This is a genomic window from Kitasatospora sp. NPDC057692 (assembly GCF_042799475.1).
Lineage (GTDB): Bacteria > Actinomycetota > Actinomycetes > Streptomycetales > Streptomycetaceae > Kitasatospora.
In genome coordinates, this window is sequence record NZ_JBHVIV010000052.1 from 1 (window position 1) to 20,087 (window position 20,087).

At 74.3% G+C, this 20,087-nt stretch carries 22 protein-coding genes; 12 read left to right on the forward strand and 10 right to left on the reverse strand.

Translation table 11 applies throughout. From position 1 onward, the window contains the following. From ACFVFS_RS26075 to ACFVFS_RS26085, 3 genes are all read right to left on the reverse strand, one after another. A partial coding sequence (locus ACFVFS_RS26075) for a DUF5667 domain-containing protein (protein ID WP_380627121.1) occupies positions 1 to 955 on the reverse strand: 955 nt, incomplete at its 3' end. 280 nt (positions 956 to 1,235) lie between these two features. Continuing rightward, a complete protein-coding gene (locus ACFVFS_RS26080; protein WP_380627182.1) occupies positions 1,236 to 2,012 on the reverse strand; it encodes an ECF subfamily RNA polymerase sigma factor, BldN family in 777 nt (258 codons plus the stop codon). Positions 2,013 to 2,657: 645 nt separating this feature from the next. Next, positions 2,658 to 3,653, reverse strand: coding sequence for an HAD family hydrolase (locus tag ACFVFS_RS26085; protein WP_380627122.1), 996 nt, complete (start codon positions 3,651 to 3,653; stop codon positions 2,658 to 2,660). A 118-nt stretch (positions 3,654 to 3,771) separates the two neighbouring features. Between ACFVFS_RS26085 and ACFVFS_RS26090 the strand changes: the two genes are divergently transcribed. From ACFVFS_RS26090 to hemB, 7 genes are all read left to right on the forward strand, one after another. After that, the gene (locus tag ACFVFS_RS26090) at positions 3,772 to 4,056 is read left to right on the forward strand and encodes a glutaredoxin family protein (protein WP_380627123.1); all 285 of its coding nucleotides are present in this window, start codon (positions 3,772 to 3,774) and stop codon (positions 4,054 to 4,056) included. 207 nt (positions 4,057 to 4,263) lie between these two features. After that, the gene (locus tag ACFVFS_RS26095; RefSeq protein ID WP_380627124.1) at positions 4,264 to 5,061 is read left to right on the forward strand and encodes an exonuclease domain-containing protein; all 798 of its coding nucleotides are present in this window, start codon (positions 4,264 to 4,266) and stop codon (positions 5,059 to 5,061) included. A gap of 101 nt (positions 5,062 to 5,162) precedes the next feature. Then, on the forward strand, positions 5,163 to 6,050 hold the full coding sequence (locus tag ACFVFS_RS26100; protein ID WP_376086308.1) for a redox-sensing transcriptional repressor Rex: 888 nt from the start codon (positions 5,163 to 5,165) through the stop codon (positions 6,048 to 6,050). Positions 6,051 to 6,081: 31 nt separating this feature from the next. After that, complete coding sequence (locus ACFVFS_RS26105; RefSeq protein WP_376086307.1) at positions 6,082 to 7,419, forward strand: glutamyl-tRNA reductase; 1,338 nt, start codon at positions 6,082 to 6,084, stop codon at positions 7,417 to 7,419. A gap of 41 nt (positions 7,420 to 7,460) precedes the next feature. After that, the gene (gene hemC / locus ACFVFS_RS26110) at positions 7,461 to 8,474 is read left to right on the forward strand and encodes a hydroxymethylbilane synthase (protein ID WP_380627125.1); all 1,014 of its coding nucleotides are present in this window, start codon (positions 7,461 to 7,463) and stop codon (positions 8,472 to 8,474) included. After that, positions 8,471 to 10,141 carry a uroporphyrinogen-III synthase gene (locus tag ACFVFS_RS26115; RefSeq protein WP_380627126.1) on the forward strand — a complete coding sequence of 557 codons (1,671 nt, stop codon included), beginning with the start codon at positions 8,471 to 8,473 and terminating at the stop codon, positions 10,139 to 10,141. Before hemC ends, ACFVFS_RS26115 begins: the two co-directional genes overlap by 4 nt. A gap of 64 nt (positions 10,142 to 10,205) precedes the next feature. Next, a complete protein-coding gene (hemB, locus tag ACFVFS_RS26120) occupies positions 10,206 to 11,186 on the forward strand; it encodes a porphobilinogen synthase (protein WP_380627127.1) in 981 nt (326 codons plus the stop codon). Between the two features lie 78 nt (positions 11,187 to 11,264). Here hemB and ACFVFS_RS26125 read toward each other — a convergent pair whose 3' ends face one another. The 3 genes from ACFVFS_RS26125 to ACFVFS_RS26135 form a co-directional block, all read right to left on the reverse strand. After that, positions 11,265 to 11,528 carry a hypothetical protein gene (locus ACFVFS_RS26125; protein WP_376086303.1) on the reverse strand — a complete coding sequence of 88 codons (264 nt, stop codon included), beginning with the start codon at positions 11,526 to 11,528 and terminating at the stop codon, positions 11,265 to 11,267. A gap of 122 nt (positions 11,529 to 11,650) precedes the next feature. Beyond that, positions 11,651 to 11,995, reverse strand: coding sequence for a rodlet layer protein (locus tag ACFVFS_RS26130; RefSeq protein WP_380627128.1), 345 nt, complete (start codon positions 11,993 to 11,995; stop codon positions 11,651 to 11,653). An 83-nt stretch (positions 11,996 to 12,078) separates the two neighbouring features. Then, positions 12,079 to 12,423 carry a rodlet layer protein gene (locus ACFVFS_RS26135; RefSeq protein WP_380627129.1) on the reverse strand — a complete coding sequence of 115 codons (345 nt, stop codon included), beginning with the start codon at positions 12,421 to 12,423 and terminating at the stop codon, positions 12,079 to 12,081. A gap of 310 nt (positions 12,424 to 12,733) precedes the next feature. On the opposite strand from ACFVFS_RS26135, the gene ACFVFS_RS26140 reads away from it, so the two are divergent. Next, positions 12,734 to 13,390: a hypothetical protein gene (locus ACFVFS_RS26140; protein WP_380627130.1), complete on the forward strand. Its 657-nt coding sequence runs from the start codon at positions 12,734 to 12,736 to the stop codon at positions 13,388 to 13,390. A gap of 73 nt (positions 13,391 to 13,463) precedes the next feature. On the opposite strand, the gene ACFVFS_RS26145 is transcribed toward ACFVFS_RS26140, so the two are convergent. The 3 genes from ACFVFS_RS26145 to ACFVFS_RS26155 all read right to left on the reverse strand — a co-directional run bounded on the left by ACFVFS_RS26145 (position 13,464) and on the right by ACFVFS_RS26155 (position 14,607). After that, entirely contained in the window at positions 13,464 to 13,835 is a 372-nt protein-coding gene (locus tag ACFVFS_RS26145) for a hypothetical protein (RefSeq protein ID WP_380627131.1), read from the reverse strand. A gap of 118 nt (positions 13,836 to 13,953) precedes the next feature. Continuing rightward, positions 13,954 to 14,253 carry a chaplin gene (locus ACFVFS_RS26150; protein ID WP_380627132.1) on the reverse strand — a complete coding sequence of 100 codons (300 nt, stop codon included), beginning with the start codon at positions 14,251 to 14,253 and terminating at the stop codon, positions 13,954 to 13,956. A gap of 111 nt (positions 14,254 to 14,364) precedes the next feature. Continuing rightward, complete coding sequence (locus ACFVFS_RS26155; protein WP_376086297.1) at positions 14,365 to 14,607, reverse strand: chaplin; 243 nt, start codon at positions 14,605 to 14,607, stop codon at positions 14,365 to 14,367. 478 nt (positions 14,608 to 15,085) lie between these two features. Between ACFVFS_RS26155 and ACFVFS_RS26160 the strand changes: the two genes are divergently transcribed. The 4 genes from ACFVFS_RS26160 to ACFVFS_RS26175 all read left to right on the forward strand — a co-directional run bounded on the left by ACFVFS_RS26160 (position 15,086) and on the right by ACFVFS_RS26175 (position 19,347). After that, on the forward strand, positions 15,086 to 15,325 hold the full coding sequence (locus tag ACFVFS_RS26160; RefSeq protein ID WP_380627134.1) for a chaplin: 240 nt from the start codon (positions 15,086 to 15,088) through the stop codon (positions 15,323 to 15,325). A 256-nt stretch (positions 15,326 to 15,581) separates the two neighbouring features. Next, positions 15,582 to 16,889 (forward strand): hypothetical protein, encoded by a 1,308-nt coding sequence (locus tag ACFVFS_RS26165; protein ID WP_380627135.1) that lies wholly within the window; start codon positions 15,582 to 15,584, stop codon positions 16,887 to 16,889. Between the two features lie 34 nt (positions 16,890 to 16,923). After that, positions 16,924 to 17,424: a MarR family winged helix-turn-helix transcriptional regulator gene (locus ACFVFS_RS26170; protein ID WP_380627136.1), complete on the forward strand. Its 501-nt coding sequence runs from the start codon at positions 16,924 to 16,926 to the stop codon at positions 17,422 to 17,424. 171 nt (positions 17,425 to 17,595) lie between these two features. Further along, positions 17,596 to 19,347, forward strand: coding sequence for an LCP family protein (locus ACFVFS_RS26175; RefSeq protein ID WP_380627137.1), 1,752 nt, complete (start codon positions 17,596 to 17,598; stop codon positions 19,345 to 19,347). 105 nt (positions 19,348 to 19,452) lie between these two features. Here the strand turns inward: ACFVFS_RS26175 and ACFVFS_RS26180 are convergent, their stop codons facing one another. Continuing rightward, the gene (locus tag ACFVFS_RS26180) at positions 19,453 to 20,082 is read right to left on the reverse strand and encodes a hypothetical protein (protein WP_380627138.1); all 630 of its coding nucleotides are present in this window, start codon (positions 20,080 to 20,082) and stop codon (positions 19,453 to 19,455) included. Positions 20,083 to 20,087: the final 5 nt, after the last annotated feature.

A 20,087-nucleotide genomic window follows, 5' to 3' on the forward strand; every position in this document is an offset into this window, starting at 1 on the left:
CCGGGTTGCCGCCGGGAGCCGTCCCGGCCGACGGCGCGCCGGAGCCGCCGGCGCCCGGACCGTGACTGCCGCCGCCCGCCCCGCCGCCCGGCGCACCGCTCTTGGCGGGCTGCTGGACCAGGCGCAGGGGCGCGACGTCCTGGCTTATGTCGTCGAAGAGCTGGTCCACCAGGTGGGCCTGCGGGGTGAGCTGGACCGGGAGCCGGGACTGGAGCTCGGCCCAGGTGCCGTCCTCGTCCTGGGCGAAGCCCGCCAGGGTCCGCATCGGGTCGAGCGAGCCGTTGGTGCGGTAGACGGCCCGCAGCAGGTCGCGCCCCTTGAGGGCGTCCGCGTGCATGGCGTCCAGCGCCTTGCGGACCTGCTCGACGGTGCCCGGGCTGAGCGCGCCGCCGGAGCCGGTCCGGCCGACCAGGGACCGCGCCTCGCCGAGGCGGGTGGCCGCGTTGTCGAGGAGCAGTTCGCCGCGTTCGCTGTCGGACTCCGCGAGGTTGAGCCGCAGGCCCTCCAGTCCGCGCTTCATGCCGTACAGCGGGTCGCCGGGAAGGGCGTTGCCGCTGGCGGCCGCGGCGCCGGCGAAACTGCCGACGGCGAGGCCGGCGACGAGTCCGCCGATCGCGAACCGGCGGCTCCAACGCCCGCGCGGAGCGGTGCGGATGGCCCGGTGGCGGCGCTGCCGTGGCACGGTGGCGCCCGGGCCGCCCGCGAAGGCCTGCTCGAACGCGGCCACCAGCTGGGCGCGTTGGACGGTCCGGACCTCGTGGTCGAGCTCCGGGGCGGGCAGCGCGCTCAGCGCGCCGACCGTGTCGATGAGTTCCGCCATCGCGGCCGAACCGGCGTGCCCGCCAGCGGTGTTGGCCGATCCGTCACCGTCGGCGGCGCGTTGCTCCGCCCGGTGGGCCTCCAGCGCCTCGGCGAAGGCCTTCGCCCGGCGGTGCTCCAGCACGTTTGCCGTCACGGGCCACACCTCCCTTCGTCGTTGTCGACACCCCGGCCTGCCGGACGGTTGCCCCGGCAAGCCATAGCCACTCCATCGGGTGAGAGGTCGCAATTCGACTTGACCGTACGCCTGGTGGGGGCTTGCACGCTGGCCAACGAGCGGTGCGGGCGGTCGGTTACGCGCGGCTGATCATCGGACCGACCGTTCACCCGGATGTGTCGGGCCGCCCCGGAAGGTGACGGCCCGCTCCCTATCTCTCCCGCCGCTCCTCCGGAGCCCTCCCCGGAACCCCGCCCGCTCACCGCGCGTCCGGCGGGAGCAGGCGGGCCAGGGTGCGTACGGCGCGGTACTGGAGGGTCTTGATGGCCCCCTCGTTCTTGCCCATGATCCGGGCGGTCTCGGCGACCGAGAGCCCCTGCAGGAAGCGGAGGGTGACGCACTCCTGCTGCTGCGGGTTCAGCCGGCGGACGGCCTCCAGCAGGGCGGCGTTGGAGAGCGACTCCAGCACCGACTCCTCGGGGCTGCGCTCGCACTCGTTGGAGTCGAGCATCTCGCCGGTGGTGACCTCCAGCCGGAAGCGGCTGGACTTGAAGTGGTCGGCGACGAGGTTGCGGGCGATGGTCACCAGCCAGGCGCCGAAGTCCCGGCCCTGCCAGGTGAAGGTGCCGATCCGGCGCAGCGCGCGCAGGAACGTCTCGCTGGTGAGGTCCTCGGCGGTGGCCCGGCTGCCGACCCGGTAGTAGATGTAGCGGTAGACGGTGTCCGCGTAGTGGTCGTAGAGCCGGCCGAAGGCCTCGCTCTCGCCGGCCTGGGCCTGCTCGACCAGCTCCATGATCGGATTGTGCTCGGTCTCGTGGCCGGGGCCGGTGGTGGTGCGGGAGCGGCTGCGGCCGCCGGTGGTGCCGGTGCGGCCGCGCGCGCCGGTGCCGGCCGATCCGGCGGCGGTGGTGCGCAGCAGGGGTCCGCCGCCGGCGGCGGGTCCGGGGCCGGACGGGGCTCCGGCGGGCACCAGTTGGGGGGTGGCGGCGAGCTGGCTGCGGAGCAGGGTGCGCAGCAGGTCCAGGCCGTTGGAGATCTGCCGGGGCGGGACGGGGCGGCCGCGGAGGCCGGTGCGGGAGCGCAGGGGCGCGGACGACGGGCGGGAGGGTGCAGGCGCGTCGTTCCGGACGGGTGGGTACACGGGACTCCCAGAGGCAGAACTGTGGACGGATCACCTCCGCCTGCGCGGAGAGCACGTCCGTCCCGCCCCGGTCGCACCTGGGGCGGGTGGGTGACGTGCATCCAGGAGAGAATAACGCTTTGTGCAATGACAGCTACACCGTGTGGTCGAAGTGGTCGTTTGGGATCCGCAAGGGGTGCATATCCGGCCGACACTGACCGAACGTATCGGCGATCGCCTGGCTCCATGTGACAGAACGGGTGCGCCGGGTGACCAATTCGGGCGCGTGTCGGGCGGTTTCCCGGCCCGGCGGCCGGATAATCCCCGACTTTCGCGAGCCGGCGAACGATCAGATCCGGTCACGGGGTGGCGGGTTCGGTCGACGGGCCCGGACGGACCCGCGACGCGCGGGAGTTCGCCCGTACGGGCGGCCTGGTCAGCGTGCGGATTGACCGCGCTCACCCCGGCGAGGGGCGCCCGGACGAGGGCTGCGGAGCGGGCCCGCGGCGGCGCTCCGGCCGGGGCCGTCGGGGGTCGTCGGCGGCCGTCGGGAGCGGCGGGTCAGCCGCGGTGGCGGCGGTGCAGCGCGACCCCGGCCGCGGCGGCGCCCGCCGCGACCCCGAGCGCGGCGGCCGCCGGCAGGCCCACCCGGGCCGCCTTCCGCCCGGTCCGGAAGTCCCGGACCCGCCACCCCTGCGCCCGGGCGTGCCGCCGCAGCGCGCCGTCCGGGTTCACCACGTACGGGTGGCCGACCAGCGAGAGCATCGGGATGTCGTTGGCCGAGTCGCTGTAGGCGGCGCACCGGTCCAGGTCCAGCCGCTCGCGCCGGGCCAGCGAGCGCACGGCGGCCGCCTTGGCCGGCCCGTGCAGCAGCTCGCCGACCAGCCGGCCGGTGTACGCGCCGTCGCGGGCCTCGGCCACGGTGCCGAGCGCGCCGGTCATGCCGAGCCGGGCCGCGATGATCCGGGCCACCTCCACCGGGGCGGCGGTGACCAGCCAGACCCGCTGCCCGGCGTCCAGGTGCATCTGCACCAGCGCGCGGGTGCCCGGCCACACCTTGTCGGCGATGACGTCCTCGAAGACCTCCTCGCAGAGCGCCTCCAGGTCGGCGGTCCGCTTGCCGGCCACCACGCCGAGCGCGGTGTGCTTGGCGTCGGCCATGTGCTCCGGGTCCTCGGCGCCGTGCATCCGGAACCAGGCCTGCTGCCAGGCGAACCGGGCGATGTCCCGGCGGCTGAGGAAGCCGCGCCGGTAGAGGCCGACGCCGAGGTAGAAGATCGCGGCGCCGCGCAGGATGGTGTTGTCGCAGTCGAAGAACGCGGCGGCGCGCGGGTCGTCCGGCTCGGGCGTGTGGTTGGCCTCGGGGGCCTTGGGGCCCTTGCCGCGCTTGGCCGGCTGGGCCTCCGCGGGCTCCTGGGACCCCTCGGGCGCCGCGGCGGGCGGCTCCGGCGCGGCCCGCAGGGCGGCCTCCGCCGCCTCGGCCGCGGCCTCGCCCGCCAGGGCGGTCCGCGAGCCGGTGGAGCGCCTTGTCTGGATGAGCCTTCGGAGCACGGCCATGCCATCGAGCATAGCCAGCGACCTGCGCGGCGGCCGTGACGGCGGCGTGCCCGGCGGGTGAACGGGAAGGGGGCCGGTCGTGTCCGGCCCGTTTGTAGGGGCGTCGCACAATGGCGGGGTGAGCCCACTGCTGCGACGTGACAAGAACCCGGGGCCGAAGCCGGCCGACCGGACGGTGACCCTGGTGGCCAAGCCCGGCTGCCACCTGTGCGACGACGCCCGGGAGGTCATCGTCCGGGTGGCCTCCGAGCTGGGCGCGGCCTTCGAGGAGAAGGACATCACGCAGGACGAGGAGCTCTACCGCCGCTACTGGGAGCAGATCCCGGTCACCCTGATCGACGGCCGCCAGCACGACTTCTGGCGCGTGGACGAGAAGCGCCTGCGCACCGCCCTCGGCGCCTGACCCCACCCGCCCCGGCCGGAGGCGGCCTTCCGCCCCTCCCGCCGGACCCACGCGGGGAGGCCCCGCCGACCCCCGCCGTCCGGCGGGGTCGGTTCGCCGAATCGTTGTGAAGATTCCGCGTGCGCGGCTTGGGGCGCCCCCCGTCGCCCGGCTTACGATCGAACTCGTTTGCGCCCATGGGGGGCTGAGCACGCGAGGAGTGCCGCCATGCTTCCCGGCCCGCCCCCGGCAGCGCCCGCCGACCCGTCGGCCGCGCGCGGGGGCTTCGCCGTGGTGGACGTGGAGGCGACCGGCCGCAGCCCCTGGCGGCACCGGGTGGTCGAGGTCGCGGTGGTGCTGCTGGACGAGCGGCTCCGTGCGGAGGGCGAGTTCTCCACGCTGCTGGACCCGCTGGGCCCGGTCGGCCCGACCCATGTGCACCGGATCGCGCAGGAGGACGTCGAGGGCGCCCCGCGGTTCCGCGAGATCGCGCCGAGGCTGCTGGAGCTGCTGGCCGGCCGGGTGCTGGTCGGCCATCACGTCACCTGCGACCACGCCTTCCTGGACCGCGAGTTCGCCCGGATCGGGGTGCCGCTGCCGCCGGTGCCGCTGCTGTGCACCATGCGGCTGGCCCGCGCCCACCTGCCGGGGGCCGGCGGTTTCGGCCTGGCGGCCTGTGTGGAGGCGGCCGGCCTGGGCGCCTTCGCCGCGCACACCGCGCTCGGCGACGCCCGCGCCACCGCCGGCCTGCTGCGGCACTGCCTGGACGCGCCGTCCTGTCCGCCGGGGGACTGGACGGAGCCGCTGAGGGAGGCGGCCCGGGTGGCGTGGCCGCGGCTGGGCCGGGCGCGCTCCCGCCCGTCGGGCGAGCCGGTCCCGCTGGTCCTGCGCGACCCCGCCCGCCCGGCCCCGGTGCCCTCCCCGCGCGAGCTGCCGGAGCGCCTCCCGTACGGTCCCCGGCCACCCGCCGCACCGCCCCCGGCGGCGGCCCGGAAATCGGCCGGTGCTATGGGTTCACCGGCGTGATGCGCATCACTGTGCAGGGACAAATCGGACACCATCTTTGTGCACACGTTCACAAACGCATAGCCTGGCTGACAAAGCCCAGCTTCACCCACAGGAGCACCGTGGCAATCGGCCGATCACCACAGAGCAGTTCGCAGACGCCCGACCCGGGCGCCGCGCGCCGACCCTCGCGTGCCCGGGGCATCCCGGAGGCGACGGTCGCCCGGCTGCCCCTCTATCTGCGCGCGCTCACCGCGCTCTCCGAGCGTTCGGTGCCGACCGTCTCCTCCGAGGAACTGGCCGCCGCGGCCGGGGTGAACTCCGCCAAGCTCCGCAAGGACTTCTCCTACCTGGGCTCCTACGGCACCCGCGGCGTCGGCTACGACGTCGAGTACCTCGTCTACCAGATCTCCCGCGAGCTGGGCCTGACCCAGGACTGGCCGGTCGTCATCGTCGGCATCGGCAACCTCGGCCACGCGCTCGCCAACTACGGCGGCTTCGCCTCCCGCGGCTTCCGGGTCGCCGCCCTGCTCGACGCCGACCCGGCCGTGGTCGGCAGCAGCGCGGCCGGCCTGCCCGTGCGCCACATGGACGAACTGGAGTCCATCGTGGAGAGCCAGCACGTCTCGATCGGCGTCATCACCACCCCGCCCGGCGCGGCCCAGCAGGTCTGCGACCGGCTGGTCGAGGCCGGCGTCACCAGCATCCTGAACTTCGCCCCGACCGTGCTGACCGTCCCGGACGGCGTGGACGTGCGCAAGGTGGACCTCTCCATCGAGCTGCAGATCCTCGCCTTCCACGAGCAGCGCAAGGCCGGCGACGAGCCGGACCGCACCGAGTCCGTCCTCGACCGGGCCCCCGGCCCGGTCCGCGCCGCCGCCGCCAAGCTCCGCCGGGCGGCCGGGGGCAGCGGCAAGACGCGCGCGGCCGCCGAGGACGCGGACCCGGCGGCGAAGGGCAAGCCCGGCAAGGCCGGCGAGGGCGAGCTGTCCGCGGTGATGCCGGCATGAGCACCGAGATTCGTGGGACCAGGGAGCGGGCGTGAGTCTTCTCGTCGTAGGGCTGAGCCATCGCACGGCCCCGGTCGGCGTGCTGGAGCGCGCCGCGCTGACCGGTGGCGTGCCGACGCGGCTGCTGCACGACGCGGCCGCGTCCGCGACCGTCGCCGAGGCCGCGCTGCTGAACACCTGCAACCGGATCGAGCTGTACGCCGACGTGGACAAGTTCCACGCCGGCGTCGCCGAGCTGTCGCTGCTGCTCGCCCACCACAGCGGGGTCGACCTGGAGGAGCTGACCTCGCACCTCTACGTCCACTACGAGGACCGCGCCGTCCACCACCTCTTCTCGGTGGCCTGCGGCCTGGACTCGATGGTGGTCGGCGAGGGCCAGATCCTCGGCCAGCTGCGCGACGCCCTGGCGAAGGCCCAGGAGGAGCACACCGCCGGGCGCGGCCTGAACGAGCTGTTCCAGCAGGCGCTGCGGGTCGGCAAGCGCGCGCACAGCGAGACCGGCATCGACAAGGCCGGCCAGTCCCTGGTGACCTTCGGCCTGGAGCAGGTCGCGGCCGGCGCGGGCGAGATCGCGGGCAAGCGGGCGCTGGTCGTCGGCGCGGGCTCGATGAGCTCGCTGGCCGCCGCCACCCTGGTCCGCTCGGGCGTGACCGACCTGCTGATCGCCAACCGGACGCCGGCCCGCGCCGAGCGGCTGGCCGAGATCCTCGGCGCCGACGTCGCCCGCACCCTGGAGCTGTCCAAGGTGCCCGAGGCGCTGGCCGACGTCGACCTGGTGATCTCCTGCACCGGCGCGGCCGGCGTGGTGATCAAGGCGGACGACGTCGCCGCCGCCGTCGCCGTGCGCGCCGGCTCGACCCCGCTGGCCTTCCTCGACCTCGCCATGCCGCGCGACGTCGACCACGCCGTGCACGAGCTGCCCGGCGCGCTGCTGGTCGACCTGGAGAGCCTCTCGCACGCCCATGCCGCCACCCCCGGCGCGGGCGACGTCGACGCCGTCGCCGGCATCGTCTCCGACGAGGTCTCCGCCTTCGGCGCCGCCCAGCGGGCCGCGCGGATCGCCCCCACCGTGGTGGCGCTGCGCGCGATGGCCTCCGAGGTGGTCGCCGCCGAGCTCGGCCGTCTGGACTCCCGGCTGCCAGGCCTGGACGAGCGCTCGCGCGCCGAGATCGGCCAGACCGTCCGCCGGGTGGTCGACAAGCTGCTGCACGCCCCCACCGTGCGGGTGAAGCAGCTGGCCGCCGAGCCGGGCGGCGCCTCCTACGCGGAGGCCCTGCGCGAACTCTTCGACCTCGACCCGGCCGCCGTCCACGCGGTCTCGGGCACCCCGATCGGCACCCAGCAGCCTGCGGGCGGGGGCGCCGGATGAACCGTCAGCCATCCCACGAGTACCACCGGGACGATCACCTCATGAATGGTCAACCGCTCACCGGCCAGGCGCCGGACGCCACCGTCGCACCCCTGCGGCTCGGCACCCGGCGCAGCGCGCTCGCCATGGCCCAGTCGGGCATGGTCGCCCGTGAGGTGACCCGCCTCACCGGGCGCGCCGTCGAGCTGGTGGAGATCACCACCTACGGCGACACCTCCCGCGAGGCGCTGGCCCAGATCGGCGGCACCGGGGTGTTCGTCTCCGCGCTGCGCGACGCGCTGCTGGAGGGCCGGATCGACTTCGCCGTGCACTCCCTCAAGGACCTGCCGACCGCGGCCGCCGAGGGCCTGGTGCTGGCGGCCGTCCCGCAGCGCGAGGACAGCCGCGACGCCCTGGTGGCGCGCGAGGGCCTGGAGCTGGGCGAACTGGTCGAGAAGCTGGCCGGCGCCGGCCGCCCGGCCCGGATCGGCACCGGCTCGCCGCGCCGGATGGCGCAGCTCAACGCCTGGGCCCGGGCCAACGGCGCCCAGCTGGAGACGGTCGCGATCCGCGGCAACGTGGACACCCGGATCGGCTTCGTCACCTCCGGCGAGCTGGACGCGGTGGTGCTGGCCACGGCCGGCCTGAACCGGCTCGGCCGGGCCGCCGAGATCACCGGGCACCTCGACCCCGAGCTGATGGTCCCGGCTCCGGGCCAGGGCGCGCTCGCCGTCGAGTGCACCGCCGGCAACACCGCCCTGACCGCCGCGCTGTCGGCCCTCGACCACGCCCCCACCCGGGTCGCGGTGGCCGCCGAGCGCGCCCTGCTGGGCGCCCTGGAGGCCGGCTGCTCCGCTCCGGTCGCCGCGCTCGCCGACTGGGAGCACCGATCCGAACTGCGGCTGGAGGGCGTGGTCGGCACCGTCGACGGCGCCACCCTGCTGAAGATGTCCGCCCACGGTCCGATCGTCCTCGACGAGACCGCCGAGCAGCAGGCGGCGGCCCTCGGCCGCGCGCTGGCCGCCCGGCTGCTCGACGCGGGCGCGGCCGCCCTGATGGGGGAGCGAGCCCGATGAGCCCCACCACCGCCACCGACAGCCCGTTCCCGGCCGACAGCCCGTTCGGGGGCACCGTCCCCGCCGAAGGGCGCTGCACCTTCCTGGGCGCCGGTCCCGGTGACCCGGGCCTGCTGACCCTGCGCGCGGTCGAGGTGCTGGCCTCCGCCGACGTGCTGGTCGCCGACCCGCTGACCGCCGCCGCGGTGCGCAGCCACTGTCCGGCCGGTGTGCAGGTGCACACCCCGGGCGCGGAGGGGCCGGACTTCGACCTGGCCCGCCTGGTCGCCGAGGCCGTGCGGTCCGGCAAGCACGTGGTGCGGACCGTCGACGGCGACCCGGGCCTGGACGGCTGCGCGGCGGAGGAGATGCTCGGCTGCGCCGGTGCCGGGATCGCCTTCGAGGTGATCCCGGGCGTCGCCCAGTCGGTCGGCGTCCCGGCCTACGCGGGCGTGCCGCTGCGCGGCGCGGCCGGTACCGACGTGCGCTTCGTGGAGGCCGCTGCCCTGCTGGCCGGCTCCCCGGTGGACCTGGGCGCGCCGGAGACCACCCTGGTGGTGCGCACCACCCTGGGCCAGCTGCCGGCCACCGCCAACGCGCTGGTCTCCAACGGCCGCAAGCCGGACTCCGCGCTGAGCGCGACGCTCTCCGGCACCACCACCCGCCAGCGCACCTTCACCGCGACGCTGGCCTCCATCGCGGCGGACCTCAAGGCCGCCCGGGTGCTGCCCTCCCCGGTCTCCGCCCCGGTGGACCCGGCCACCCCGGTGATAGCCGTGGTCGGCGAGCAGGTCGCCCACCGCGCCTCGCACTCCTGGTTCGAGACCAAGCCGCTGTTCGGCTGGAACGTGCTGGTGCCGCGCACCAAGGAGCAGGCGCACGGCCTCTCCGAGCAGCTGCGCTCGTACGGAGCGGTGCCGCAGGAGGTGCCGACCATCGCGGTCGAGCCGCCGCGCACCCCGCAGCAGATGGAGCGGGCGATCAAGGGCCTGGTCACCGGGCGCTACGAGTGGATCGCCTTCACCTCGGTGAACGCGGTGCGCGCGGTGCGCGAGAAGTTCGAGGAGTACGGCCTGGACGCCCGGGCGTTCGCCGGGATCAAGGTCGCGGCGGTCGGCGAGACCACCGCGCAGGCGCTGGTGGACTTCGGCGTGAAGCCGGACCTGGTGCCCTCCGGCGAGCAGTCCGCGGCCGGGCTGCTGGAGGACTGGCCGCCGTACGACCCGGTGTTCGACCCGATCGACCGGGTGCTGCTGCCGCGCGCCGACATCGCCACCGAGACCCTGGTGGCCGGCCTGGTCGAGCTGGGCTGGGAGGTCGACGACGTGACGGCGTACCGGACGGTGCGCGCCTCGCCGCCGCCGGCCGAGACCCGTGAGGCGATCAAGGGCGGCGGTTTCGACGCGGTGCTGTTCACCTCGTCCTCGACCGTGCGGAACCTGGTCGGCATCGCGGGCAAGCCGCACAACGTGACGGTCATCGCCTGCATCGGCCCGGCCACCGCCAAGACCGCCGAGGAGCACGGCCTGCGGGTCGACGTGATGGCCCCGGCCCCGTCCGCGGCCGCGCTGGCCCAGGCGCTGGCGGACTTCGGGGGCAAGCGGCGGGACACCGCGACCGCCGCGGGCGAGCCGGTCTACCGGCCCAGTGAGCGTCGTCCGGGCTCGCGCCGCAAGGCCGCCCGCTGACGTAGAGACCGGGGGCGGCCGACCGCCGCCCCCGGTACCGCACCATCGTTCGGAGAGAGAAGCCGTGTCCGCCGAATTCCCGTACGTCCGCCCGCGCCGTCTGCGCTCGACCCCGGCGGTCCGCCGCCTGGTGGCCGAGACCCGGCTGCACCCGGCGGAGCTGATCCTGCCCGCGTTCGTCCGCGAGGGCATCACCGAGCCGAAGCCGATCTCCTCGATGCCCGGTGTCGTCCAGCACACCCGGGACACCCTGCGCCGGGCCGCGGTGGAGGCCGCCGAGGCGGGGGTCGGCGGCATCATGCTGTTCGGCCTGCCCGAGGTGAAGGACGCCGCGGGCTCCGAGGGGACCAACCCGGACGGCATCCTCCAGCAGGCGATCCGCGACGTGGTCGCGGAGGTCGGCGACCGGCTGGTGGTCATGTCGGACCTCTGCCTGGACGAGTTCACCGACCACGGCCACTGCGGCGTGCTGGCCGAGGACGGCTCCGTGGACAACGACGCGACCCTGGCGCGCTACGCCGAGATGGCCGTCGTGCAGGCCGAGGCGGGCGTCCACATGGTCGGCCCGTCGGGCATGATGGACGGCCAGATCGGCGTGATCCGCCGGGCGCTGGACGAGGCGGGGCACCAGGGCGTGGCCGTGCTCGCCTACACCGCCAAGTACGCCTCCGCCCTGTACGGGCCGTTCCGCGAGGCCGTCAACTCCTCGCTCAAGGGCGACCGCAAGAGCTACCAGCAGGACCCGGCCAACGCCCGGGAGGCGCTGCGCGAGCTGGAGCTGGACCTCGCCGAGGGCGCCGACCTGGTGATGGTCAAGCCCGCCATGCTCTACCTGGACGTGCTGCGCCAGGTCGCCGACGCCTCCCCGGTGCCGGTGTCCGCGTACCAGATCTCCGGCGAGTACGCGATGGTGGAGGCCGCCGCCGCCAACGGCTGGATCGAGCGGGAGCGGACCATCCTGGAGACCCTCACCTCGATCCGCCGGGCCGGCGCCGAGCAGATCCTCACCTACTGGGCCGTCGAGGCCGCCGCGATGCTCAAGTAGCGGACGCCGCCCCAGCCGCGCACGCCGAAGGCCGGGTCCCCCCGACGGGAGGGGCCCGGCCTTCGTCATGCCTCGCGATCAGTCGCCGATGTGGGCGAAGCCGCCGCCACCACCGGCGAGCTCGGTGGAGGTCGCGGCGCCCCAGCCGAACTCGCCGGCCTTGATGTGCGAGGTGTGGGCGATGCCCCCGCCCCCGCCGGCCGCGAACACCGGGTCGGCGGAGGCGACGAACCCGCCGCCGCCGGCCACGCCGACGTGCGCGGACGCCGCCGGGACGGCGAGGCCGGCCAGCGCCAGCGCGCCGATGGCGGTCAGGGTGATCTTGCCCAGCGTGCTCTTCATGGATCTGCCCTTTCTTCCGGAGCGTCCGGTGCGGACGCCCTGCCTGTGGGGGGTGCGCCCGGACGCCGGGAGGGCCCGGGGACCAGACGTCCCCGGGCCCTCCGTCGCGCCGTGCGCCTGGATCAGCCGATCAGGTGCGAGACGCCCGCGTCGCCCGAGGACTGGGTGTTCTGGCCGACGTTGCAGATCTGCTTCGGGGTGCTGTTGAGGACCGGCACCTCGATCGGCACGGCGATGCCGATGATGCCGACGGCGACGTTGTGGATCTCCGGCAGGCAGATGTTCGGGTTGTCCAGCACGTGGTTGTTCGGGCTGTGGTCGCCGTAGGTGCCGGTGTGGTTGGTGCCACCGTTGCCCTGGGCCGAGACGGCGGCGCCGTCCGAGTCGGCGATGGCGCCGGCGGAACCGGCGGACATGGCGATGGCGGCGGCGGCCAGGCCGGCGGCGGCAAGGGACTTCTTGATCATTTCGGTGTTCCTCTCGGGGCTGAATCGGGGAGCGATTCGAAGGTGGTCGGTTCGGAAGGGGTGACGCTGCTGGGACGGGCGGGTCAGCCGATCAGGTGCGAGACGCCCGCGTCGCCGTGGCTCTGGGTGCCCTGACCCTGGGTGCAGTACTGCTTGCCACCGCTGTTGGCGATCGGGACCTCGACCGGGACGGCCACGCCGAGGATGCCGACGGCGATGTTGTGGATCTCCGGCAGGCAGACGTTCGCGTTGTCCAGGAAGTGGAAGTTCGGGCTGTGGTCCCCGACGGTGCCGGTGAAGTTGGTGCCGCCGTTGCCCTGGAACGAGCCGGCGGCGCCGTCCGCGTCGCCGATGGCCGAGGCCGGTGCCGCGGCGGCGGCCAGCGCCGCGGCGGCCAGGCCGGCGGCGGCGAAGGACTTCTGGATCATGAGGAGATCCCTCTCTGAAAAGCTCGGTTTCCGTGCGGTTTCCGTGCGTACAACGCGTTCAACGCTCAGACCCGGTCTGCGGTCACTGACGTCCAGATCAAAGAATCACGGCTCGGAAGGTTACGGGGGTTTTGGAAAAGAGTCCGGGAGGCGCGACGGCCGGGTGGAGCCGATCGGATTATTAACCCGAACCGGTTAACCGTCGCATTCGCCGGCACCGGTCGCTCGTTGAGCCCATTGCTTTCGGCTGCGCCCGCGCAGCCGCCTCCCCATTGGATCTCCAGTACGGACAGGTGGAACGGTGAAAAGCATGAGGTTCTCCAAGCGGGCCGGCGCGATGCTGCTGGCGGTCGGCGCGGGCGTGCTCGCCTCCCAGGGAGCGGCGTCCGCCGCCCCGGTCGGCCCCGAGCAGGTCGGGGCGCTGGAGGAGCAGCTGGCCACCCAGCAGGTTCCGGTGGACATCCCGCTGGCGCCGCTGGACAGCCGGATCTCGGCCGGCATCCCGACCTCGCTGCTGATGCCGGCGGAGCCCGCCCGCACCACCGGGGACGCGCTGATCCCGGAGCGCATCGTGCCAGGGCTCGGCATCGGCAAGGTCGGCCCGACCGCCAAGGCCGAGCTGCCACTGCCGCTGCTCGACCAGGGCGCCGACCTCGGCGAGCTGCTGCTGGACGCCCCGGCCGCGCCGCTGCGTGCGGACACCCCGGGGATCGGCCTCGGCAAGCCGCTCTCGCTCGTCGAGGACGGCACCGGCCAGCTCGCCGACGGCCGGCTCAAGGTGGGCGAGATCGACCCGCGGCTGGTCACCGGCGCCATCCAGGCCGTGCCCGGCGCCAAGGCCACCCTGGGCAACGAGGACGAGCGGATCTCGGTGACCGACTCGGTGGGGACGCTGGCCACCACCGCGACCGCCACCACCACCGGCGTCGTCGGGGAGACCGGCCTGGCCGGCCTCGCCCAGCTCTAGGCCGCCGCCCCGCACCCGAGAGCCCGGCACCCCCTCACGACGGGGTGCCGGGCTCTCGCGGTGCGGCGGCGGCTCAGCCGGGCAGGACCCCGAGCAGCCCGCCGACCAGCGGCAGGTCGCGCGGACCGCCGCCGGCGCTGAGCGGGCCGGTCAGCGTCCCGGTGCCGACCGGCGCCAGGCCGCCGTCCGGCTGGACGGTCGCGCCGTTGTTCAGCACGTCGGCCGAGGAGTTGGCCCACGGGTCCAGCCGCAGGTCCTTGAGCGGCGCGATGCCGTAGCCGAGGCCGGTCGTGGTGCCGCCCAGCGCCTGGGCGAGGTCGGTCTTGGCCAGGGCGGCGCCGCCGGCGGTCGGGGCCGCGTGCGCCGCGCCCGCACCCGCGCCGCCGAGCAGCACCGCGGCGCCCAGGGCGGCCGCGAGGCCGGCCCCGCTCTTCTTCATCACCATGCGTCTTCACCTTCGGGGGAGGGGGTCCCCGGGCGACCGGACCGTGCCCGGGTACGCCGAACCGCCCCCCGGCCGGCGGGCCAGGAGGCAGTGCGGGCGGAACGCGTGCCGATCGGGATCAGCAGTCGTCCTCGTGGTGCTCGTGGTGCTCCTCCTCGTGGTGCTCCTCCTTCGGGGCGTCCGCGTTGATGCAGGTGTTGCCGAACGCCGGGTTGAGCACACCGATCAGGTTGATGGAGTTGCCGCACAGGTTGACCGGGATGTGCACCGGGATCTGGAGCTGGTTGCCGGAGACGACACCGGGCGAGCCGGCGGCGACGCCCTGCGCGCCGGAGCTGGCGACGGCACCGCCCGCCGCACCCAGCACCAGGCCGGCGGCGGCGGCGGAGAGGACGGCGGCCTTCTTCACGTTCTGCATGGGGGTTGATCTCCTCGATCACACACGGGTTGAGCGGGCCGCGCCCCGCTCGGTGGCGGGGTGCGGCCCGGGTGCGGGGACCGCGGGCCGCCGGCTCGGCGGCCCGCCGGTTCAGCCGGCGTTGACGCAGGTGTTGCCGAACGCCGGGTTCAGCAGGGCGATGATGTCGATGGTGTTGCCGCACAGGTTGATCGGGACGTGCACCGGGATCTGGATCTGGTTGCCGGAGAGCACACCCGGGGAGTTGGCGGCGACACCCTCGGCGCCGGAGCTGGCGAACGCGCCGCCGGCCGCACCGACCGCCAGGCCGGCGGTGGCGAGAGACAGGGCGGCGGCCTTCTTGAGGTTACGCATGTGTTCTTCCTCCGTATTCTGCCCGACCGTCTGTGGAAATAGTCGGGAGCCGGGCGCGGGAGAATCCTGGCCCGTTGGCTTCTGGGAATGCCGTGATTGTCACTCGGGCGGCCCAGATGGCGCGTGTCGCCCATGGCTCGGGCGATGAGCGGCCGCCGCGGCACCGTGCGCCGCGAACAATTCCCGCACGGCCGGGAAGCATTCGAATCGGCGCGCGACCGGGAGAATTCCGGACGGGTTTGGACCGGCGGCGGATCTCCTCGTCGTAGCGGGGCGGGTGGAGCGTGTTCCGCTTGGAGAACGAGGCAGTGCGCGGGGGGAAACGGCTGGACGCGGGTGTCACCCGATTGCTCGGCGCGGGGGCTCCGTTCCTCCGGACGGGTGACAGTGGGGGTGCCCTCGCAACCGGCCCGAGCGGGTCTCGTTGGAGATGTCGCACTCCCCGTGCATCTCTGTCGAATCAGTTCAGGAGGCTCCCATGAGCATCAAGAAGACGGCCGCCGTCGGCGCCGCTGTGGTCGGCATCGTCGCGGCCGGTGCCGGTTCCGCGCTGGCCAGCTCCGGCGCGGAGGGCGTCGCCGCCAACTCCCCCGGTGTCATCTCCGGCAACCAGATCCAGGTCCCGCTGCACGTCCCGATCAACCTGTGCGGCAACACCATCGACATCGTCGGCATCCTCAACCCGGCCTTCGGCAACACCTGCGTCAACGCCGGCTGATCAGCCGCAGGTACGGCCGGTACGAGCCGCCGCTCCCGCGCTTCCCTCCTGGGGTGCGGGGCGGCGGCTCTCGGCGTTTCCGGGGGCCCACCGGGCGCGGCACCGTCCACCTGCGCGGTTGCTCCGTCCCCGACCCGCCGTCCGTCCGCCGGTCGGGCTGCCCGTCCCCGCGGCGGTGGCGGTGTCGTAGGCTCACCCGGCGTCGCGCTGTCGGTCGGCGCACCGGTCACGAGTGGGGCGGGGAGTACGAGAGCTGATGAGCGCGGCATCGAGCACCGAGTCGTCGGGCGGTGGCGCGGGCGTGCCCCCGCCGCCCGCCACCCCGGAGGCGCAGGACGGCCCGGAGGCGCGGGACACGGACGCGGCGGCCGGACCGGCCCCGGGCCGGTTCGGTGCCGCGGTGGACCGCTTCGCGCCCGCGCTCGGCGCGTACGCGGTGGTCAAGGCGACCGGCCTGACCGTCTTCCTGCTGCTGCTCTCGCACACCGAGGACTTCCTGAAGAAGGACCCGGGGCGCGGCGGCGGAGCCCGGCCCTGGGACGTGCTCGGCACCTGGGACGGCATCTGGTACCAGCGGATCGCCGAGAACGGCTACGACCCGCAGCTGATCCCGCTGCACGGCTACCCGCTGGCCACCTACTACGAGAACTCGGCCGCGTTCTTCCCGCTCTACCCGTGGCTGATGCGGTTGGTCGGGGCGGTCACCGGGCTCGGCCCGTACGGCTCGGGCATCGTCGTCTCGGTGCTCGCCTCCTTCGTCGCCGCGGCCGGGATCTTCGCGGTCGCCGAGCGGCTCGGCGGCTTCCGGGCCGGGGTGATCGCGGCGGCGCTCTGGGGCCTGTTCCCGGGCTCGGGCGTGGAGTGGGCGGTCTACTCGGACTCGCTGTTCGTCGCCCTCTCGGCCTGGGCCTGCTACTGCGTGATGACCCGCCACTGGCTCGCCGCCGGGGTGCTGGCCCTGGTCGCCGGCCTCAACCGGCCGACCGCGGCCGCCCTGATCGCCGCCGTCTCGCTCTCCGCGCTGGTGGCGCTGGTGCGGCGCACCGACGGGGTGGCCCGCCCGCTGACGGCGATGCTGATCACCCCGTGGGGCCTGCTCGGGTACGTCGCCTGGGTCGGCTACCGGATGGGCGACTGGGGCGGGTACTTCAAGCTCCAGCGCGGCGCCTGGAACCGCTACTTCGACTGGGGCGCCTCCACCGCCCGCAGCACCCTGGACACGGTCACCGGGCACTGGACGTTCTGGCAGTCCAACCCGGCGCCGGACCTCATCGCGGTGGCCCTGCTGATCGCCCTGCCCGGGCTGCTGGTGCTGCTGCTGCGGCTGCGACCGCCGCTGGTCCTGGTGCTCTACACGCTGCTGACCGTCGTCCTGGCGCTGAGCAGCAACCAGATCTACGGCAACATCTCGCGCTACCTGCTGCCCGCCTTCCCGCTGGTCATCGGCCTGGCGGTGGCGCTGCGGCGGCTGCGGCCGACGACGCTGGGCGGCCTGGTCGCGATGCCGGCGGTGGCGGCCGGATGGTACGCGGGCTACGCCCTGTTCGAGCTCGGCATCCCCTGACGGACGGCCCCGTACGGCCGCGTAACCTCGACGCATGACGACCAGCCGCACGCCGCCCGTGCGCCAGATCCGCGACCTCTCCGGTCTGCTGGACCACGCCAGCCACGTCCTGGCGACCCGGATGGCGGCGGCGTTCACCGAGCTCGGCGTCACCCCGCGCGCCTACGGCGTGCTGTTCCACGCGCTGGCCGCCGAGCGGACCCAGATCCAGCTGGCCGAGCTGGCCGACCTCGACAAGACCACCATGGTGGTGACCGTCGACGAGCTGGAGAAGGCCGGGCTGGCCGAGCGCCGCCCGGCCGCGGCCGACCGCCGGGCCCGGATCGTGCGGGTCACCGAGGAGGGCGAGCGGACTGTCGAGCGGGGCACGGCGATCGCCGACCGGGTGCACCGGGAGGTGCTGGAATCGCTGCCGCGGGACGAGCGGACGGTGTTCGTCACGGCGCTGGGCCGCCTGGTCGGCGGGGGCGGGGCGCTGGCCGATCCGGTCGGGTGCGAGCGGACCGTGCGCCGCCCCCGCCGACCCCGCGGATAGCGCACGCCGCGGGGTCCCGGGGCCGAGGTCCGGGCGCGGCGGTAGTCGGTTTCCGGTCGGCTTGTATGCTCCACCTGGCGCCAGGGGGGACGTCCTGGCCGCTGATCGTTCGATGGCACAGCCGTGAGAGGTGCGGGGATGTCGGGTCGCCGAGACAGGAGTCAGCCCAACGTGGCCCGGCCGCGTCCGGAGGGCTCCACCGCCTCGGCGGGCTCCACCGGCGCCCGGAGCAGTGCGTCGGGCGCCGGATCCACCGCCTCCGTCCCGCCGCCCAGGCCGGGCGGCCGGGCCGAGGCCCGGCGGGCGGCGCAGTCCAAGGGCCGCGGCGGGCAGGGCGGTGACGGCGGGTCGAACAACCAGGGCCACCGCCGGGCGGGCGGGCGCGGCAGGAAGCCGGCCCGCAACGTCAAGAAGATCGTCGGCTGGACGGCGGTCGGCGCCCTGGTGCTCATAGCCGGGACCGGCGGCGCGATCTACTTCAAGCTCAGCGGCAACATCAAGACCATCGACTCGGACGCGCTGAGCAAGGAACGCCCGCCGGAGGCCACCGCCGACGCCAACGGCAACAAGCCGGTGAACATCCTGCTGATCGGCTCGGACAGCCGCGGCGGCGACAACTCGGACCTGGGCGGCGGCGATTCCGAGGGCGCCCGCTCGGACACCACGATCCTGTTGCACGTCTACGCGGACCACAAGAACGCCATCGGCGTCTCGATCCCGCGCAACACCCTGGTCACCATCCCGCCGTGCAAGCTCCCGAACGGGAAGTGGACCAAGGAACAAAAGGGCAAGGACGTCCTGTTCAACGCCGCCTTCACGGTGGGCGGCACGGCGGACGGCAACCCCGCCTGCACCCAGAACACCGTGGAGAAGCTCACCGGCATCCGCGTCGACCACACCATCGTGGTCGACTTCCAGGGCTTCGCGGCGATGACCAAGGCCGTCGGCGGCGTCGAGGTCTGCCTGCCCAAGGACATCTACGCGAAGGACCTCAACGAGAAGCTGCCCACGAAGGGCCCCCTCGTCCTCAAGAAGGGCCCGCAGAAGGTGGAGGGCCAGCCGGCCCTCGACTACGTCCGGCTGCGGCACGGCATCGGCGACGGCTCCGACATCGGCCGGATGAAGCGTCAGCAGGCCTTCATGAGCTCGATGATCAGCACGGTGAAGAAGAAGGGCCTGGAGCCCACCACCCTGCTGCCGCTGGCCGACGCCGCCACCAAGTCGCTGCGCGTCGACGAGGGGCTCGGCACCGTCGACAAGCTGATGTCCTTCGCCCTGTCGCTGAAGAACATCGACCTGCACGACCTCAAGTTCGTGACGCCGCCCTGGCGTTACAACGAGGCCAACCTCGACCTGGTGAAGCCGGACGTGGACCGGCTGTGGGAGGCGATCCGCGCCGACCGCACCCTGGACGGCAAGGACGCCACCGGCCAGCAGCCCGACGCGCCCGCCACCCCGGAGCCCCCGGCCACGCCCGAGGCCCCGCCGACCACCACCGCGCCCCCCGCGCGCACCGCCCCGGCGGTCCCGGTCAAGGTCTACAACGGAACGACCGTCAACGGCCTGGGCGCCAAGGCGGGCGAGGCCCTGAAGGCGGCCCAGTTCACCGTCGGCCTGGTGACCCAGGCGAAGACCACCAACAAGCTCACCACCACGATCGAGTACGGCGCCGGGCAGAAGGCCAACGCCGAGAAGGTCGCCGAGCTGTTCCCCGGCGCCACCCTCACCCCGATCTCGGTTGCCGGCCTCAACGTCGTCCTCGGCAAGGACTACGCCGACGCCAACGGCGGCGCCGCCACGACCGCCCCGGGCGCCTCGTCGGCCCCCGCCGCGCCCGCCCCGCTGCCCTCCTCGGTCACCGAGGAGGCCCGCTCGGCCGACGACGACATCTGCGCCAACACCACCTACGGCTCGGGCGGCTGACCCCGCGACATCCCGCCGGCGCGGAACGGCGACCACCGGACGACGAGCGGGGCCCCGGCCGGGGCCCCGGCCGGGGCCCCGCTCGCGTTCGCGTCCGATGTCCGATCAGGGCCAGACGAGGCAGTACAGCTGGTGCCCGGCCTCGTGCAGCCGGTTGGCGAAGTCCTGCCACTCGTGCAGCATGCTGTAGATCACGAAGGCGTCGCGCGGGTTCCGGCGGTCGGGGACGGTGGACCAGATGAAGGCGGCGGCGCCGAGTTCGGTCTCGTCCGCCGTGCGGAGCGGTTCGACGACGTTCTGCGGCAGCTGGACGACGGCGTAGTCCGGGTGCAGCACGACCAGTTCCAGCGGCGGCACCTGGTGCAGCGGCACGCCCTGGATGCCGGTGAGGACCATCGCGCTCATGGTCTCCGGCTTGATCTTGGTGGAGAGGTGGCCGGTGGGGGAGCCACTGGTCTCCATCAGGTCGCCGAGCCGGCCGAGCGAGCCGAGCTCGCCCGCGTCCAGCCCGAGGCCGCCCGGACCGAGGGCGGTCGGGACCCGGGCCGCGGTCGCCCGGTCGGGTGCGCCGAAGTACTTGTACGTCACCCCCACGCGTCCCTCACTCCGCCTCTCGCGGCCACGACCGCTACGCCCCGTTCCCGCTCCCTTACCCCCGCGTGCGGCCCCGGCGGGCCGGCGGGGGCCACCCGCGGCCTCGTCGTGGCCGTCCTGCGCCTCGGACACTCGGACCATCCTCA

What these genes read in the sequence shown, in the direction of transcription:
- ACFVFS_RS26160 (WP_380627134.1), top strand. Translation starts at nt 15,086, where the DNA reads ATGAGCATCAAGAAGACGGCCGCCGTCGGCGCCGCTGTGGTCGGCATC.
- ACFVFS_RS26085 (WP_380627122.1), bottom strand. Translation starts at nt 3,653, where the DNA reads ATGGCCGTGCTCCGAAGGCTCATCCAGACAAGGCGCTCCACCGGCTCG.
- ACFVFS_RS26125 (WP_376086303.1), bottom strand. Translation starts at nt 11,528, where the DNA reads ATGAAGAGCACGCTGGGCAAGATCACCCTGACCGCCATCGGCGCGCTG.
- ACFVFS_RS26135 (WP_380627129.1), bottom strand. Translation starts at nt 12,423, where the DNA reads ATGATCCAGAAGTCCTTCGCCGCCGCCGGCCTGGCCGCCGCGGCGCTG.
- ACFVFS_RS26130 (WP_380627128.1), bottom strand. Translation starts at nt 11,995, where the DNA reads ATGATCAAGAAGTCCCTTGCCGCCGCCGGCCTGGCCGCCGCCGCCATC.
- hemC (WP_380627125.1), top strand. Translation starts at nt 7,461, where the DNA reads ATGAATGGTCAACCGCTCACCGGCCAGGCGCCGGACGCCACCGTCGCA.
- ACFVFS_RS26165 (WP_380627135.1), top strand. Translation starts at nt 15,582, where the DNA reads ATGAGCGCGGCATCGAGCACCGAGTCGTCGGGCGGTGGCGCGGGCGTG.
- ACFVFS_RS26180 (WP_380627138.1), bottom strand. Translation starts at nt 20,082, where the DNA reads ATGGTCCGAGTGTCCGAGGCGCAGGACGGCCACGACGAGGCCGCGGGT.
- ACFVFS_RS26140 (WP_380627130.1), top strand. Translation starts at nt 12,734, where the DNA reads ATGAGGTTCTCCAAGCGGGCCGGCGCGATGCTGCTGGCGGTCGGCGCG.
- ACFVFS_RS26095 (WP_380627124.1), top strand. Translation starts at nt 4,264, where the DNA reads ATGCTTCCCGGCCCGCCCCCGGCAGCGCCCGCCGACCCGTCGGCCGCG.
- ACFVFS_RS26155 (WP_376086297.1), bottom strand. Translation starts at nt 14,607, where the DNA reads ATGCGTAACCTCAAGAAGGCCGCCGCCCTGTCTCTCGCCACCGCCGGC.
- ACFVFS_RS26170 (WP_380627136.1), top strand. Translation starts at nt 16,924, where the DNA reads ATGACGACCAGCCGCACGCCGCCCGTGCGCCAGATCCGCGACCTCTCC.
- ACFVFS_RS26150 (WP_380627132.1), bottom strand. Translation starts at nt 14,253, where the DNA reads ATGCAGAACGTGAAGAAGGCCGCCGTCCTCTCCGCCGCCGCCGCCGGC.
- ACFVFS_RS26115 (WP_380627126.1), top strand. Translation starts at nt 8,471, where the DNA reads ATGAGCCCCACCACCGCCACCGACAGCCCGTTCCCGGCCGACAGCCCG.
- ACFVFS_RS26145 (WP_380627131.1), bottom strand. Translation starts at nt 13,835, where the DNA reads ATGGTGATGAAGAAGAGCGGGGCCGGCCTCGCGGCCGCCCTGGGCGCC.